At 62.9% G+C, this 13671-nt stretch carries 14 protein-coding genes; 2 read left to right on the forward strand and 12 right to left on the reverse strand.

Going from position 1 to position 13671, the window contains the following annotated elements:
- Nucleotides 1-90: 90 nt before the first annotated feature.
- On the reverse strand, nucleotides 91-687 hold the full coding sequence (locus KTQ42_RS06765) for a DUF924 family protein (protein WP_217344820.1): 597 nt from the start codon (nucleotides 685-687) through the stop codon (nucleotides 91-93).
- Nucleotides 688-1037: 350 nt separating this feature from the next.
- On the opposite strand from KTQ42_RS06765, the gene cls reads away from it, so the two are divergent.
- Nucleotides 1038-2405: a cardiolipin synthase gene (gene cls, locus KTQ42_RS06770; protein WP_249222669.1), complete on the forward strand. Its 1368-nt coding sequence runs from the start codon at nucleotides 1038-1040 to the stop codon at nucleotides 2403-2405.
- Between the two features lie 22 nt (nucleotides 2406-2427).
- Here the strand turns inward: cls and serA are convergent, their stop codons facing one another.
- Nucleotides 2428-3624, reverse strand: a complete 1197-nt coding sequence (serA, locus tag KTQ42_RS06775) for a phosphoglycerate dehydrogenase (RefSeq protein ID WP_217344822.1) — start codon at nucleotides 3622-3624, stop codon at nucleotides 2428-2430.
- 87 nt (nucleotides 3625-3711) lie between these two features.
- On the opposite strand from serA, the gene KTQ42_RS06780 reads away from it, so the two are divergent.
- Nucleotides 3712-4494: a ferredoxin--NADP reductase gene (locus KTQ42_RS06780; RefSeq protein WP_217344823.1), complete on the forward strand. Its 783-nt coding sequence runs from the start codon at nucleotides 3712-3714 to the stop codon at nucleotides 4492-4494.
- A 131-nt stretch (nucleotides 4495-4625) separates the two neighbouring features.
- Here KTQ42_RS06780 and KTQ42_RS06785 read toward each other — a convergent pair whose 3' ends face one another.
- The 10 genes from KTQ42_RS06785 to KTQ42_RS06830 all read right to left on the reverse strand — a co-directional run bounded on the left by KTQ42_RS06785 (nucleotide 4626) and on the right by KTQ42_RS06830 (nucleotide 13652).
- Nucleotides 4626-5564: a CysB family HTH-type transcriptional regulator gene (locus KTQ42_RS06785; RefSeq protein ID WP_217344824.1), complete on the reverse strand. Its 939-nt coding sequence runs from the start codon at nucleotides 5562-5564 to the stop codon at nucleotides 4626-4628.
- Nucleotides 5565-5581: 17 nt separating this feature from the next.
- On the reverse strand, nucleotides 5582-6655 hold the full coding sequence (locus KTQ42_RS06790; protein WP_217344825.1) for a sulfate ABC transporter ATP-binding protein: 1074 nt from the start codon (nucleotides 6653-6655) through the stop codon (nucleotides 5582-5584).
- Between the two features lie 5 nt (nucleotides 6656-6660).
- Nucleotides 6661-7557, reverse strand: a complete 897-nt coding sequence (gene cysW, locus KTQ42_RS06795) for a sulfate ABC transporter permease subunit CysW (protein WP_217344826.1) — start codon at nucleotides 7555-7557, stop codon at nucleotides 6661-6663.
- The gene (gene cysT, locus KTQ42_RS06800; protein WP_217344827.1) at nucleotides 7557-8423 is read right to left on the reverse strand and encodes a sulfate ABC transporter permease subunit CysT; all 867 of its coding nucleotides are present in this window, start codon (nucleotides 8421-8423) and stop codon (nucleotides 7557-7559) included. Before cysT ends, cysW begins: the two co-directional genes overlap by 1 nt.
- Before the next feature lie 202 nt (nucleotides 8424-8625).
- Entirely contained in the window at nucleotides 8626-9492 is an 867-nt protein-coding gene (locus KTQ42_RS06805) for an ABC transporter permease (protein ID WP_249222874.1), read from the reverse strand.
- 2 nt (nucleotides 9493-9494) lie between these two features.
- Nucleotides 9495-10277, reverse strand: coding sequence for an ABC transporter ATP-binding protein (locus KTQ42_RS06810; protein ID WP_249222875.1), 783 nt, complete (start codon nucleotides 10275-10277; stop codon nucleotides 9495-9497).
- Between the two features lie 74 nt (nucleotides 10278-10351).
- Nucleotides 10352-11392: an ABC transporter substrate-binding protein gene (locus tag KTQ42_RS06815; protein WP_217344830.1), complete on the reverse strand. Its 1041-nt coding sequence runs from the start codon at nucleotides 11390-11392 to the stop codon at nucleotides 10352-10354.
- 37 nt (nucleotides 11393-11429) lie between these two features.
- Nucleotides 11430-12323 (reverse strand): TauD/TfdA family dioxygenase, encoded by an 894-nt coding sequence (locus KTQ42_RS06820; protein ID WP_217344831.1) that lies wholly within the window; start codon nucleotides 12321-12323, stop codon nucleotides 11430-11432.
- Nucleotides 12324-12546: 223 nt separating this feature from the next.
- Nucleotides 12547-13422, reverse strand: a complete 876-nt coding sequence (locus KTQ42_RS06825; RefSeq protein ID WP_217344832.1) for an EAL domain-containing protein — start codon at nucleotides 13420-13422, stop codon at nucleotides 12547-12549.
- A 14-nt stretch (nucleotides 13423-13436) separates the two neighbouring features.
- Nucleotides 13437-13652 (reverse strand): TOBE domain-containing protein, encoded by a 216-nt coding sequence (locus KTQ42_RS06830; RefSeq protein ID WP_217344833.1) that lies wholly within the window; start codon nucleotides 13650-13652, stop codon nucleotides 13437-13439.
- Between the last annotated feature and the right edge of the window lie 19 nt (nucleotides 13653-13671).

The raw sequence follows: 13671 nt of genomic DNA on the forward strand, positions 1-13671 counted from the left end.
TCGCTTATTTTGCTTCAGCACTTGGGCGAAGACTTGATGCAACGCAACGCAATGATGTTTTAAGGAAACCTAGGGCGCATGTTAAAACTCTCAGAACGACGAGCCTGGCTCTGCCAAAAATGCCGTTTCCTCAGGGGAGGATTGCCGGCCCAATATGGCGTTGCGATGCGGGAAACGCCCGAACCGCTCGATGACGTTTCGGTGTCTTACTGCATACGTCAGGAAGCCGCGGTACTGCTCCATCACGGGCTGTGGCACGGCCTGGACCAGTGCGGTAAACAGCATTACCGCATGGTCCTGGTCCGCCATCGATTCAGAATGCTCCAGCGGCAGATAGAAAAACACCCTCTCGATCGGCTTCAATGCCTTGTCATCGTCACGTTTCAGCCCGGCCAGGCATAACTGACGGGCCAGCGGGTCCGAAGCAAATGCCCCTGGCGTGCCGCGAAAGATATTGCGTGGAAGCTGGTCGGTAAGCAGGATCAGCGCCAGGCGCCCCTGCGCGCTGTCATTCCAGTGTTCCAGCTGGCCAGAGCGCGCAGCTGTCGCAAGCGGACCGAAACGCTCTGTCAGTTCCGCGTCCAGCGCGGCATCCTTGCTCCACCATAATTTCCCCTGCCGCTGCCCGGATGCGTCATCGACAATGCCGCCAAACCAATAATCATGAAGGGATTGCGCCGTTTCCATGGAAGTCTTCATATTGCAAAAGCGCATTCTAGCGACGAACCAGGACGATGACACTCCCTAAAGTAGGGTAATACCGAGCCCGATTCATCAGCCACTTTATGGAATCGCATTGGTATCGGAATTGGCCCTTGCAGGCTGGTCTGTACCACAGGACCAAGCCGCCAAGCTCTTGCGCAAACCCGATTCTCCGAAAAGTTGCCGATGCTATTCTCTATTCCATCTGGAAATGTTTCCAATTTGGGATCAACAGAGAGCTTATTCAGCACGGGGAAAACATGCATAGCCGCACGAGGGACGACACGCAACACACAGCGGTGAACACGGCAGGGCTACGGTCCATGACAATGCGCATGCTCAATTTGCTTTGCGCCGTCATGCTCAGTGTTGGCATGGCGGCTTGTGCCAGCCTGCCGGACGTACGGGATCTGTCACGCCAGCTTGAGCCTGCCAGCACGCCCACCGTCGCCACGCCCAAGGGCACGCTGCCGCCGGCCAAGGCGGAATCCCTGCTTGGCCAGCGTCTGCGCAATGCAAAGAAAACCGACCTCACCGCCCTGGCCGCTCTGGAAGAAGCCGCCACCGGCAGCCCGCTCGTTGCCGGCAACAGGACCACGTTGCTGTTCGACGGCCCGGCCACCATCAAGGCCATGATGGCCGCCATCGCCAATGCGAAAGACCATGTCAATTTCGAGACCTATATTTTCGATGAGGACGAACTGGGCCTGAAATTTGCCGACCTGCTGATGGAAAAGCAGCGTGCCGGCGTACAGGTCAACATCATTTATGACAGCATAGGCACCCTAGGCGTATCGAAGGAATTCTTCCAGCGCCTGCGGGACGCCGGCATCAACCTGACAGAGTTCAATCCGGTCAATCCCCTGAAGCGCTTTGGCAGCTGGCGCATCAACAATCGCGACCACAGGAAGATACTGATCGTCGATGGCAGGATTGGCTTTGCCGGCGGCGTCAATATCGCCGAAGACTATTCGCACAGCTCATTGTTCCGTTCGCGCTCGCGTTCCAGCGCCGAGCTGGGCTGGAGAGATACCCATATGCAGATCGAAGGCCCGGCCGTGGCCAATCTGCAATGGCTGTTCATGGATACCTGGGCCAGGCAGAACAGCAATCCCCTGCCCGACCTGGACTACTTCCCCACGCCGACCGCGGTGGGCGACAAGGTGGTGCGCATCGTCGCCAGCCGTCCGGGCAGCGACTTCGAGATCTACAAGGCCTTCACCCTGGCGCTGCAGGAAGCCAAGGCATCGATCCACATGACCAATGCCTACTTCGCGCCCGACCAGAACATCCTTGATACCCTGCTGTCCGCGGCGAGGCGCGGCGTGGATGTGCGGATCATCTTCCCCAGCCAGTCCGATGCCGGCATCGTGTACTACGCAGGCCGCTCGTTCTACACCGAGCTGCTGCAGGCCGGCGTGCGCATCTATGAATTGAAGGGCTCGGTGCTGCATGCCAAGACCACGGTGGTGGACGGCGCCTGGTCGACGGTAGGCTCGTCGAACTTCGATATCCGCAGCTTCCTGCATAACAGCGAGATCAACGTGATCGTGCTGGACGCGGCATTCGGCGCCAGCATGGAGAGCGCGTTCCAGGAGGACATCCGCAACTCGCAGGAAATCACGCTGGAAAAATGGGAGCAGCGTCCCGCTTCCGAACGGGTCAAGGAATGGGGTGCGCGCCGGCTGGCCTACTATCTGTAAGCCAGCCAGGGCTTGTTGCCGCCTATACCAGGTGGCAGCGTATCGTCGCGCTTTCGCCGCACAGCCTCTTCATCAGCGCCGGGTCGATGGGCGCATCCACGTCGGTCACCGCGTAACCCAGGGCGCCGCGCGTCTGCAGATGCTGGGCCACGATGTTCAGGCCGCTCTCGGCAAACAGCGCATTCATTCGCGCAATCACGCCAGGCTCGTTGCGATGCACATTCAGGATGCGGCTGGCCACTTCCTTCTGCTGGTGCGCAATTTCCGGGAAATTGACGGCTGAACGGGTGGTGCCGGCCGACAGGTAACGGGCCAGCTTGTCCGACACTTCACGGCCGATGTTTTCCTGCGCTTCCTCGGTGCTGCCGCCGATGTGCGGCGTCAGGATCACATTCTCCAGGCCGCGCAGCGGCGTGATGAATTCTTCCTTCTCGCTCCTGGGCTCGACCGGATACACGTCCAGCGCCGCGCCGCCGACCTTGCCTTCGCGCAGGGCCGCATTCAGCGCATCGATATCGACCACGCCGCCACGCGATGCATTGATTAGCACCGCGGACGGCCGCATGAGTGCGATACGGTCTGCATTGAGCAGGTTGGTGGTGCCGGCGCCGCCTGGCACATGCAGGGTGACCACATCAGCCTGGCTCAGCAATTCCTCCAGCGGCATCGGCCTCGCATTGCCGAGCGGCAGCTTGCTTTCAGGGTCGTAGTAGCAGACGCGCATGCCAACGCTCTCAGCCAGGATGCCGACCTGCGCGCCGATATTGCCGTAGCCTATGATGCCCAGCAGTTTGTTGCGCACCTCGTAGGCGCCGGTAGCGCTCTTGTCCCAGACACCGCGATGCGCGCGCGCGTTCTTTTCCGGGATGCGGCGCAGCAGCAGGATGGCTTGCGCAATCACCAGTTCGGCCACAGAGCGGGTATTGGAATACGGCGCATTGAACACCGGTATGCCCATGGTGGCGGCGGTGTTGAGGTCCACCTGGTTGGTGCCAATGCAGAAACAGCCTATGGTGCGCAGCTTGGGCAAGGCATGCAGTACCTCTCCCGTCAGATGGGTGTTGGAGCGGATGCCGACCGCTTCGGCATCGGACAGCGTGTCGATCAGCTCCGCGCCCGACAGCGCGCGCGGCACCTGGACGATGTTGGTGAAGCCTTGCGCTTGCAGATTTTCAACAGCGGTCTGATGAATCTTTTCCAGCAATACGATCTTGTTCATGGAGCCTTCCCTTCAATAAGCTGAAGGGCATTTTATGGCAGAATCGGCAATCACAAGGGGCAAGCACTTTTTTTAGAGGTTTCATCAATGACGACAGACGCCCTGGCCAGCGACAAGGCAACGCGCATCCACATCACCCGACTGCATCGCTGGACCGACAAGCTCATTACCTTCCGCACCACCCGGCCCGCCGGCTATGAATTCACGCCCGGCCAGTATGCAAGGCTGGGCCTGCACAATGGCGGCGTGATGATATGGCGCGCCTATTCGCTCACGTCAGCGCCGAACGAGGAAGAGCTGGAGTTCTACGGCATCATCGTCGAGGGCGGCCAGTTCACCAGCATGCTTGACCGCCTCAAGCAAGGCGATGAGCTCTGGCTGGACCGGCAGGTGTTCGGCTTCATGACGCCTGGCCGCTTCGACGACGGCGAGGATTTATGGATGCTTGCCACCGGTACCGGCATCGGCCCTTTCATCTCCATACTGCGTGATGAACAGGCATGGCAGCGCTGGCGCAGGATGGTGCTGGTGCATGGCGTGCGCCATCTGCATGAATTGGCCTACGCCGATGAACTGAAGACGCTGCAGGCGTCGCATGCCGGCATCCAGGGCATGGCTGCATTGACCCTGCTGCAGGCAGTGAGCCGCGACGACCCCGGCCAATGCCTGCAAGGTCGCATCACCACGCTCTTGGCGTCAGGCGCGCTTGAACACTCAGCCGCCATGCCGCTGACTGTGGAGCAGTCGCGCATCATGCTGTGCGGGAACCCGGCCATGATAGAAGAAACCCGCAAGATGCTGCACGAGCGTGGCATGCGACCGGTGCGGCGCATGAACCCGGGTCAGTTCGTGACGGAGAACTATTGGTAGGACAACGCTGTTTGTATGGCACGGTCGCGCAAGGGCCATTGCCGTTGCTTTTGAAGCTGCCGTTCAGGTCCCCGTCGGGCACGCCGTGGCGGCGCTACCCGACGGGGACCCGAACGAGAACGCTAATCCGGCTACAAATCCACTCGCCCTGAACCGCTAAGCGCGGTATCGATATCCCCACGCGTCAACTCCGGCGCGAACTGCAGGATGAAGTCGTACGTATAGGACCGCAGATAAGCCGCCCGGCGCACCGCCAGCCGCGTCACGTTCGGCGCGAACAGATGGCTCGAGTCGATAGGCTGCAGGCCAGGATGACGGCTATGCTCCACCGCCATCGAGGCCACGATGCCCACGCCCATGCCCAGCGCGACGTACTGCTGGATCACGTCGGAATCCATCGCGGTCAGCACGATGTCGGTGGCGATGCCGGCTTCGCGGAAGGCATCATCGATGTGGCTGCGGCCGGTGAAGCCGACGTCGTAGGTAATCAGCGGATATTCGGCGAGCTGCGCCAGCGTCAGCTTCTGCGTGGCGAGCAGCGGATGGCCGTCCGGCGCCACGACCATGTGATGCCAGCGGTAGCAGGGGAAGGACACCAGGTCGTCAAACTGGCTCAGGCCTTCAGTGGCGATGCCGATATCGGCCTTGCCCGACAGCACCCACTCGGCGATGTGCTCCGGCGAACTCTGCTGCAAAGCCACCCTCACTTCCGGAAAGCGCGCCCGGAAGCTCTGCACCGCCTGCGGCAGCACATAGCGGGCCTGGGTATGGGTGGTGGCGATGGCCAGCGTGCCGCTCTTGACGCCGGAATATTCCTGGCCGGCCTGCTGCAGGTTTTCCGCTTCCAGCAGCAGCCGGTCTATGATGCGCAGGATGTCGCGTCCCGGGTTGGTGAGGCCGGTCAGGCGCTTGCCGTTGCGCTCGAAGATCTCCACGCCCAGCTCTTCCTCAAGCTCGCGGATCTGGCGCGACACGCCCGGCTGCGAGGTGAACAGCGCATTGGCGACTTCGGTCAGGTTGAAGCCGCGCCGCGTGGCTTCGCGTATGGAACGCAGTTGTTGGAAGTTCATCTCCGTTCCCCGCCTGTCTACACTGCCTCGTCGACAAAGATGCGCAAGCGCTTGGGCCGCACCACCAGGCGGTCGCCTTCCTGCACACCCAGTTCGGCATAGCGCTCCCTGGGCACCACCGCTTCCAGCAGGTCGCCATTGTCGGCGCGCTCCAGGTCGAGCTGGGCGAGCGGGCCGATCGCATGGGCGCGCTTCAACCTGACGACGATGCCATCGGTTTCCACATCCGGCAGATAGCGGTCGATCTCGATGTCATGCGGCCGCACGAAGCCGGTGCCCTTGGCGTCGCGCGCGCCGCCATGCTCGGGCGCGTCGAAGCTCACGCCCTCGGATTCGAGCACGCCTTCATGCACGCGGCCATGGAACAGGTTCACATTGCCCAGGAATCCATAGACGAAGGGCGAGGCTGGATTGTTGTAGACCTCGGCCGGTGCGCCGATCTGCTCGATATTCCCCTTGTTCATCAGCACGATGCGGTCGGCCACTTCCAGCGCCTCTTCCTGGTCATGGGTGACGAAGATGCTGGTGACATGCAGTTCATCATGCAGGCGCCGCAGCCAGCGCCGCAGCTCCTTCCTGACCTTGGCGTCGAGCGCGCCGAACGGCTCGTCCAGCAGCAGCACCTTGGGTTCCACCGCAAGCGCCCGGGCCAGCGCGATGCGCTGGCGCTGGCCGCCCGAGAGCTGCGGCGGATAGCGGTCGGCCAGCCAATCCAGCTGCACCAGTTCCAGCAGCTGATGCACCCGGGCCCGGATCTGCGCTTCCGAGGGCCGCTCCGAGCGCGGCTTGACGCGCAGGCCGAAGGCAATGTTCTCGAATACCGTCATGTGCTTGAACAGCGCATAGTGCTGGAACACGAAACCGACCTGGCGCTCTCGCACATGGCGGTTCGACGCGTCCTCGTTATCCAGCAGCACCTGGCCGGTATCGGGCCGCTCCAGGCCGGCGATGATGCGCAGCAGCGTGGTCTTGCCGCAGCCGGACGGTCCCAGGAGCGCGGTCAGTTCACCGGGCTGGAAGCTCAGCGAGATATTGTTGAGCGCCACGAAATTGCCAAAGCGCTTGTTGATGTTTCTGACTTCAATGGCCACGTTGATTACTCCTGATCCGGTTGCGACGTCGCATGATGCAGCCGCCATTCAATAAAGCTCTTCAGCGCCAGCGTCACCAGCGCCAGGAAAGCCAGCAGCGAAGCGATCGCGAACGCCGCGGCGAAGTTGTATTCGTTGTAGAGGATCTCGACCTGCAGCGGGATGGTGTTGGTCTGGCCGCGGATATGGCCGGACACCACTGACACCGCGCCGAACTCGCCCATGGCGCGGGCATTGCAAAGAATCACGCCGTACAGCAGGCCCCACTTGATGTTGGGCAGGGTCACATGCCAGAAGATCCGGAAGCCCGATGCGCCCAGCACCAGTGCCGCTTCCTCTTCCTCGCTGCCCTGCGACTGCATCAGCGGTATCAGTTCGCGCGCCACGAAGGGAAAGGTGATGAAGATCGTGGCCAGCACGATGCCCGGCACCGCGAACAGGATCTTGATGTCATGCGCCTGCAGCCATTCGCCGAACCAGCCCTGCGCGCCGAACAGCAGAACATAAATCAGGCCCGAAATCACCGGCGAGACCGAGAACGGCAGGTCGATCAGGGTCAGCAGCAGGCTCTTGCCGCGGAAGTTGAACTTGGCAATGGCCCAGGAAGCGGCAACGCCGAACACCAGGTTGAGCGGTACCGAAATGCCAGCCGCGATCAGCGTGAGCTTGATGGCCGATATCGCATCCGGCTCGGTGATGGAGGTCAGATAGACTTCCCAGCCCTTCTTGAAGGCTTCGAAGAAGACCGCTACCAGCGGCACGAACAGGAACAAGGTCATGAAGGCCAGTGCGACCGTGACCAGCAGCGCCTTGACCCAGAACGGCTCGGAAATGCCGGACGGCGCATAGGCGGGTTCGATGCGCGACGCGGAAGCGGCGGCGGGAGTGGCGACGGCGGACATCAGATCTTCTCCGGCTGGCCGCGCTTGCGGGTCCAGGCTTGCAGCATGTTGATGGTCAGGAGCATGACGAAGGACACCAGCAGCATCACGACCGCGATCGCGGTGGCGCCGGCATAGTCGTACTGCTCCAGCTTGGTAATGATGAACAGCGGCGTGATTTCCGACACCATCGGCATGTTGCCGGCGATGAAGATGACCGAGCCGAATTCACCGGTGGCGCGGGCAAAGGCCAGCGCGAAACCAGTCAGCAGCGCCGGCAGGATGGTCGGGAAGATCACGCGGGCAAAGGTCTGCCAGGGATTGGCGCCCAGGCTGGCGGCGGCTTCCTCGAGCTCGCGCTCGACGTCTTCCAGCACCGGCTGCACCGTGCGCACCACGAAAGGCAGGCCGATGAAGGTCAGCGCCACCACGACGCCCAGCGGCGTGAATGCGACCTTGATGCCCAGAGGCACCAGGTGACGGCCTATCCAGCCATTGGTGGAGTAAAGCGCCGTCAGCGCAATGCCCGCCACCGCGGTGGGCAATGCGAACGGCAGGTCCACCATGGCGTCGATGATGCGCTTGCCGGGAAAGCGGTAGCGCACCAGCACCCAGGCGACGATGCCGCCAAACAGCACGTTCAACGCGGCGGCGATCAACGAGGCGCCAAAGGTAAGCCGGTAGGAAGCCATCACGCGGTCGGAGGTCACCGCGCTCCAGAACGCTTCCCAGGTCATGGTGAAGGTCTTGAAGAAGACTGCCGACAGCGGAATCAGGACGATCAGGCTGAGATAGAACACCGTGAAGCCCAGCGACAACCCGAAGCCCGGCATGACCCGGAAACTGCTGCGGGCACGGGGTGGCAATGTTGATATGGCAGCTTGCATGTGCTTATAACCAAGACGATTAACAGGCCGGCATAATCGCATTCAATTGTTATAAAGCAAAATATTTTATTTGCATTCCTATAGAAGAAAATCGCATAAGGAGTTTGGTCACCGGACGCAGATCGAATAGTCTGCGCCGGTGATATCCATACCGACAAAGCCCGGGACCTGCCGTAACGCAATGTCGCCGCAGTTACCTCGCTTAACGCTGCATGCCCCAGCGCAGCACCGTCACCCGCTCCAGCGTGCGGAACACCAGGTTCTCCACCACCAGGCCGATCAGTATCACCAGCGCCAGGCCGGCGAACACCTTGTCGGTGTACAGCTCATTGCGGTTCTGGAAGATGTACCAGCCCAGCCCGCCCTTGCCGGACGTGGCGCCGAACACCAGTTCGGCTGCGATCAGCGTGCGCCACGCAAACGCCCAGCCTATCTTCAGCCCCGACAGGATGGACGGCAGCGCGGCCGGTACCAGCACCTGCAGCACCAGCCGCAGTCCGCCCAGGCCGTAATTGCGGCCAGCCATGCGCAGGGTATCCGGCACGCCCCGAAAGCCCGCATAGGTATTCAGCGCCAGCGGCCATAGCACCGAATGCACGATCACGAAGATCAGGCTGCCGCGTCCCAGGCCAAACCACAGCAGCGCCAGCGGCAGCAGCGCGATGGCAGGCAGCGGGTTGAACATCGAGGTCAGCGTCTCCAGCAGGTCGCGGCCGATCCGGGTCGACACCGCCAGCGCGGTGAGCACGAACGCCAGCGCAATGCCGGCCAGGTAGCCCTGCAGCAGCACCGACAGCGATACCGCTACATTGGCGGGTAACTCGCCGCTGGTGAGGCCATCCCACAAGGCGGCGGCGGTCTGGGTGAAGGTCGGCAGCAGCAGGTCATTGTCCTGCCATCGGGCCAGGCCTTCCCAGAGCAGCGCCAGCACGGCCAGCACCAGGCCCTTGCGCAGCCACGACAGCTCGGTGATGCGCGAGGCCAGCGGCGCCGGTCGCGCCAGTGCGACCTCCTGCACGGCCGCGGTGTCGCGCTCGTATTCCGCCCGTATCGGCGGTTCAAGCAGCATGGTCATGATGCATGACTCCTTTGCAATGGCGGCGGCACATGCTGGTCCGCCTGTTCAAACAGCAGGTGATGGATGCGCTGGGTCGCGTTCTGGAATTCCGCGCCGCCGGCGCTGTGCAGGCCGAACTGGTGGCTGTTGATCTCGGCCCGCACCCTGCCCGGATGCGGCGACAGCAGCAGGATGCGGTTGCCCACCACCAGCGCTTCCTCGATCGAGTGGGTGACGAACAGCAGCGTGAAGCGCAGCTCTTCCCACAGCTGCTGCAGCTCTTCCTGCATCTTGCGCCGGGTCAGCGCGTCCAGCGCGGCGAAGGGCTCGTCCATCAGCAGGATGTCGGGCTGCATCGCCAGCGCCCGCGCGATCGCCACCCGCTGCTTCATGCCGCCCGACAGCGTATGCGGGAAGGCATCGGCAAAGAAGGACAGGCCAACCTTGTCTATCCAGTGCAGCGCCCGCTGCTCGGCCTCGCGCCGCCCGAGCCGCCGGCTGGCCAGCAGCGGAAACATCACGTTCTGCTTGACCGTCTTCCATGGCGGCAGCTGGTCGAATTCCTGGAACACCACCACCCTGTCCGGCCCCGGCCCGCGCACCGGCCTGCCGGCCAGCTCGATGCCGCCAGAGGCCGGCGCGATGAAGCCGGCCGCGGCCTTGAGCAGGGAGGACTTGCCGCAGCCGGACGGACCGAGCAGCACGAAACGGTCGCCGCGATGCACATCGAAGCTGACGCGATCGGTGGCGCGCACGATGCGGCTGCCGCTGGCAAATTCCAGCGACACCTCGCGCATGCGCAGCAGCGGCTCCGGCAATGCCGCATGGTTGCTGCCCACGACCTGCAGCAGTTGCTGTTCGCGCGGGCTCATCAGCTGCCTCCGCTGGTGACGGGGTCGTCGAAGAAGTAATCCTTCCAGCTTGCCGGCTGCTGCCTGATTGCGCCGACGCGGTGCAGGAACTGCGCCATCCCCAGCGTGTTCTCCGGCGCCACCTTGAACTGGATCTGCGGATTTTTGATGATGGACAACAGCAGCTTGCGGTCCAGGCCGCTCTTGTTGCGCTTGAGGTAGATGTCCGCCGCCGCCTCAGGATTGGCGCCGACGAACTGGGCTGCTTCGGCCAGCGCGGCGGTGAAGGCGCGGTAGGTCTTCGGGTTCTCGTTGCGGAATTTTTCGGTAGCGTAGAGCACGGTGGCCGAACTGGGCCCGCCCTGGACGTCGTAGGAATTGAGCACGATGCGGGCATTTTTATTGCCTGCCAGTTCCTTGTCCTGGAAAGGCGGGTTGCCGAAGTGCGCATTGATCTCGGTACCGCCGGCGATCACTGCCGCCGCCGCGTCGGGATGCGGCACGGCCTGGGTCAGGCGGTCGAGCCGGTTGAACTCCTTGTCGCCGAACTGCTTGGCGGCCGCCATCTGCAGGATGCGCGCCTGCACCGAGACCGTCACCGCCGGCAGCGCGATGCGGTCCTTGTCGGTGAAGTCGGCGATGGTTCTCACCGCCGGATTGTTGCTGACGAGGTAATAGGGAAAGTTGCCCAGCGAGGCGACGCCCTTGACGTTCTGCCGGCCGCGGGTGCGGTCCCAGATGGTCAGCAGCGGCCCGACGCCGGCGCCGGCAATGTCGATGGCGCCCGACAGCAGGGCATCATTGACCGCCGCGCCGCCGGAGAGCTGGCTGAACTCGACCTTGATGTCGAGCCCATCGTTCTTGCCATGCTTTTCTACCAGCTTCTGGTCCTGCACGACATTGAGAAGCAGGTAGACGATGCCGAACTGTTCGGCGATGCGGATGCGGCCTTCGGCATGGGCCGGCGCGGCCGCCGCCAGCGCGGCAGAGATCAGGCCTGCCAGCCCGAGCTTGCGAATGAGTGAAGTGCGCCTGGCGGCGCGGGACTGCGGTGATTTCATGCTGACTCCTTGATGCAGACTATTTGACGCATCGCGCTCAGAACGGCGCGTCGCCTTCGATGGTGGTGCGGTAGAGGGTGCGCGGCTGGTCGTCCGGACAGCCGGTTGCCAGGTGCATCACCGAGCGGTTGTCCCAGAACACCATGTCATGCGGCTGCCAGCGCTGGCGGTAGACATGTTCCGGGCGCACGCTGTGGGCAAACAGTTCGTCCAGCAGCGCCCGGCTTTCCTGCTCCGGCACGCCGATGATGCGGGTGGTGAAATGCTCGCTGACGAACAGGGCGCGGCGGCCAGTCTCGGGATGGATGCGCACCACCGGATGCCGTACCGGCGGCACCTCGGCCTTTTGCGCATCGGTCAGATCGGGGCGCCATGGATTGCGACGCTGAAGCTGTGCATACTGCGCCAGGTAATCATGCTCGGCCGCCCTGCCCTCGATGGCCTTCTTCAGCGCCACCGGCAAGGTGTCATAGGCCAGATGCATGTTGGCGAACAGGGTGTCGCCGCCGTCGGCCGGCAACTGCTGGGCATGCAGCATCGAGCCCAGGCTGGGCTTCTCCTTATAAGACAGGTCGGAATGCCAGTAATGGCCGGCGTCGCCCAGGCCAACCGGCCTGCCGTCCCGCTTCACATTCGACACCACTAGGATTTCCGGATGGTGCTGCAACTGAAATTGCCGCAGCACATGGATCTGCAACGGGCCGAAGCGGCGGCTGAAGGCGATCTGCTGGGCGGGGGTGATGCGCTGATGACGAAACACCAGCACATGATGATCGAGATGAGCCTGGTGGATGCGGCGAAACAGCCTGTCGTCCAGCGGCTGCGCCAGGTCCAGGCCGAGCACCTCTGCGCCCAGCGGCGCGTTGAAGGGATTGATGCGCACTGCGGACGAAGCGGCAGCAGCGATGGGTTCCAGTGTGGATGTCTGCATTGCTTTTCTTCATTCATCGAATAAGGAGCAAACAGTCTAGTTCCCGGGTTCCACTTACCAAACGAATCATATTGACTATCCATATGCGGTTTGCGCAGCTTGGGACGACATCGCGTCGGGATCGGCAGCGCAATGGCCTTGCGCAGCATGGTTGCGCATGGCAAGGCTCTGATGCCCGGCCAACGTCGCAAGCATGCGGCTGTTGGATGGTTATTGAAGCGGCTTATTGCGCGCTGCGCAGCGGCGCGCGGCGCGGCGCTCGTTCCGGGCAACTGGCGGGCGCATCAGCGCAGGCGCTTTCCCGCGCATGCAGCAAGGGCTCAGGCTGATCCCACAAGCGCCCCTGCACCAGCAAGGGCATGCCCAGCCCGCACGTGCCAGGCAAGGCATCGGCCACGGACTGTTTCTCTACGCGCTTGAACACCAGGCTTGTGCCCTGAACGGCGCAAGCCTGCGCCAGTTGATGTGCCGCGGCGACATCGGCAAGCGTTCTTGCATCGACCTTGATCGCATCCGGCCGCATCAGCTGCAGCATGCGCAAGCCCTCCGCTGCATCGGCCACATTCAGCGCAACCCGGAAGCCGCTACGCTGGTAATTGTCGGCCACATACTGCAGCAGGAAACGGTGGCTGGCAGTGGCCTGCGGAAGCTGCAGCACGATGCGGCGCAGCGGCAGGCCCAGGCTTTCCAGCACCCGCCGGAACACCATGCCATGGTTGTTGCTCACCGCGGCAAGTAGCCGCTCATGCACGCTCAGATACAGGTCCGTCGCCTCCGCGCCTGGCTGGCGGAAGAAGTTCACCGCATGCAGCATGCGGCACAGCCGGTCGAGCTCGATCGACTCCTCATCGCTTGCCGCGCCTTCCAGCAGGCGCCAGACAGACAGGCCGGGCTGGCCATCCGCGGCGCTGCGGATGAAGGCCTCATGGGCCTGCGGCTGGCCGGATGCCAGCGCACGCATCGGCTGGAACACGCTGGTCAGCGTACAGTTGAAGTAGCGTCCCTGCGCCTGGTTTCCGGCATTGCGCCAGATGCGGTGGCCCGGCATCGGCACGCGCGGCAGGCGTGCGATGTAGTCGTCAAGCGCGGGGTAGGACATGGCTGCTCCTCGCTTCAAAGCTTGGCGATCGACACTTCGGTCGCCTTCACGAAGGCCACCACTTCGGTGCCGACTTCCAGTCCCAGGTCGCGCACCGAGCGGGTGGTGATGACCGAGGTCACGGTGCCGGCGGGGGTCTCGACATCGACCTCGGACACCACATCGCCTTCGATGATGGCCCTGACCTTGCCGCGAAACTGATTGCGTACGTTGATTGCCTGTATTGTCATGCTGCTTCCTTCATGGGTA

Source organism: Noviherbaspirillum sp. L7-7A (genome assembly GCF_019052805.1).
Taxonomy (GTDB): domain Bacteria; phylum Pseudomonadota; class Gammaproteobacteria; order Burkholderiales; family Burkholderiaceae_D; genus Noviherbaspirillum_A.

Bases quoted from the DNA above. Each gene is read 5' to 3' on its own strand.
- KTQ42_RS06765 (WP_217344820.1), bottom strand. From the start codon at position 687: ATGGAAACGGCGCAATCCCTTCATGATTATTGGTTTGGCGGCATTGTC.
- cls (WP_249222669.1), top strand. From the start codon at position 1,038: ATGCTCAATTTGCTTTGCGCCGTCATGCTCAGTGTTGGCATGGCGGCT.
- serA (WP_217344822.1), bottom strand. From the start codon at position 3,624: ATGAACAAGATCGTATTGCTGGAAAAGATTCATCAGACCGCTGTTGAA.
- KTQ42_RS06780 (WP_217344823.1), top strand. From the start codon at position 3,712: ATGACGACAGACGCCCTGGCCAGCGACAAGGCAACGCGCATCCACATC.
- KTQ42_RS06785 (WP_217344824.1), bottom strand. From the start codon at position 5,564: ATGAACTTCCAACAACTGCGTTCCATACGCGAAGCCACGCGGCGCGGC.
- cysW (WP_217344826.1), bottom strand. From the start codon at position 7,557: ATGTCCGCCGTCGCCACTCCCGCCGCCGCTTCCGCGTCGCGCATCGAA.
- cysT (WP_217344827.1), bottom strand. From the start codon at position 8,423: ATGCAAGCTGCCATATCAACATTGCCACCCCGTGCCCGCAGCAGTTTC.
- KTQ42_RS06805 (WP_249222874.1), bottom strand. From the start codon at position 9,492: ATGCTGCTTGAACCGCCGATACGGGCGGAATACGAGCGCGACACCGCG.
- KTQ42_RS06810 (WP_249222875.1), bottom strand. From the start codon at position 10,277: ATGCGCGAGGTGTCGCTGGAATTTGCCAGCGGCAGCCGCATCGTGCGC.
- KTQ42_RS06815 (WP_217344830.1), bottom strand. From the start codon at position 11,392: ATGAAATCACCGCAGTCCCGCGCCGCCAGGCGCACTTCACTCATTCGC.
- KTQ42_RS06820 (WP_217344831.1), bottom strand. From the start codon at position 12,323: ATGCAGACATCCACACTGGAACCCATCGCTGCTGCCGCTTCGTCCGCA.
- KTQ42_RS06825 (WP_217344832.1), bottom strand. From the start codon at position 13,422: ATGTCCTACCCCGCGCTTGACGACTACATCGCACGCCTGCCGCGCGTG.
- KTQ42_RS06830 (WP_217344833.1), bottom strand. From the start codon at position 13,652: ATGACAATACAGGCAATCAACGTACGCAATCAGTTTCGCGGCAAGGTC.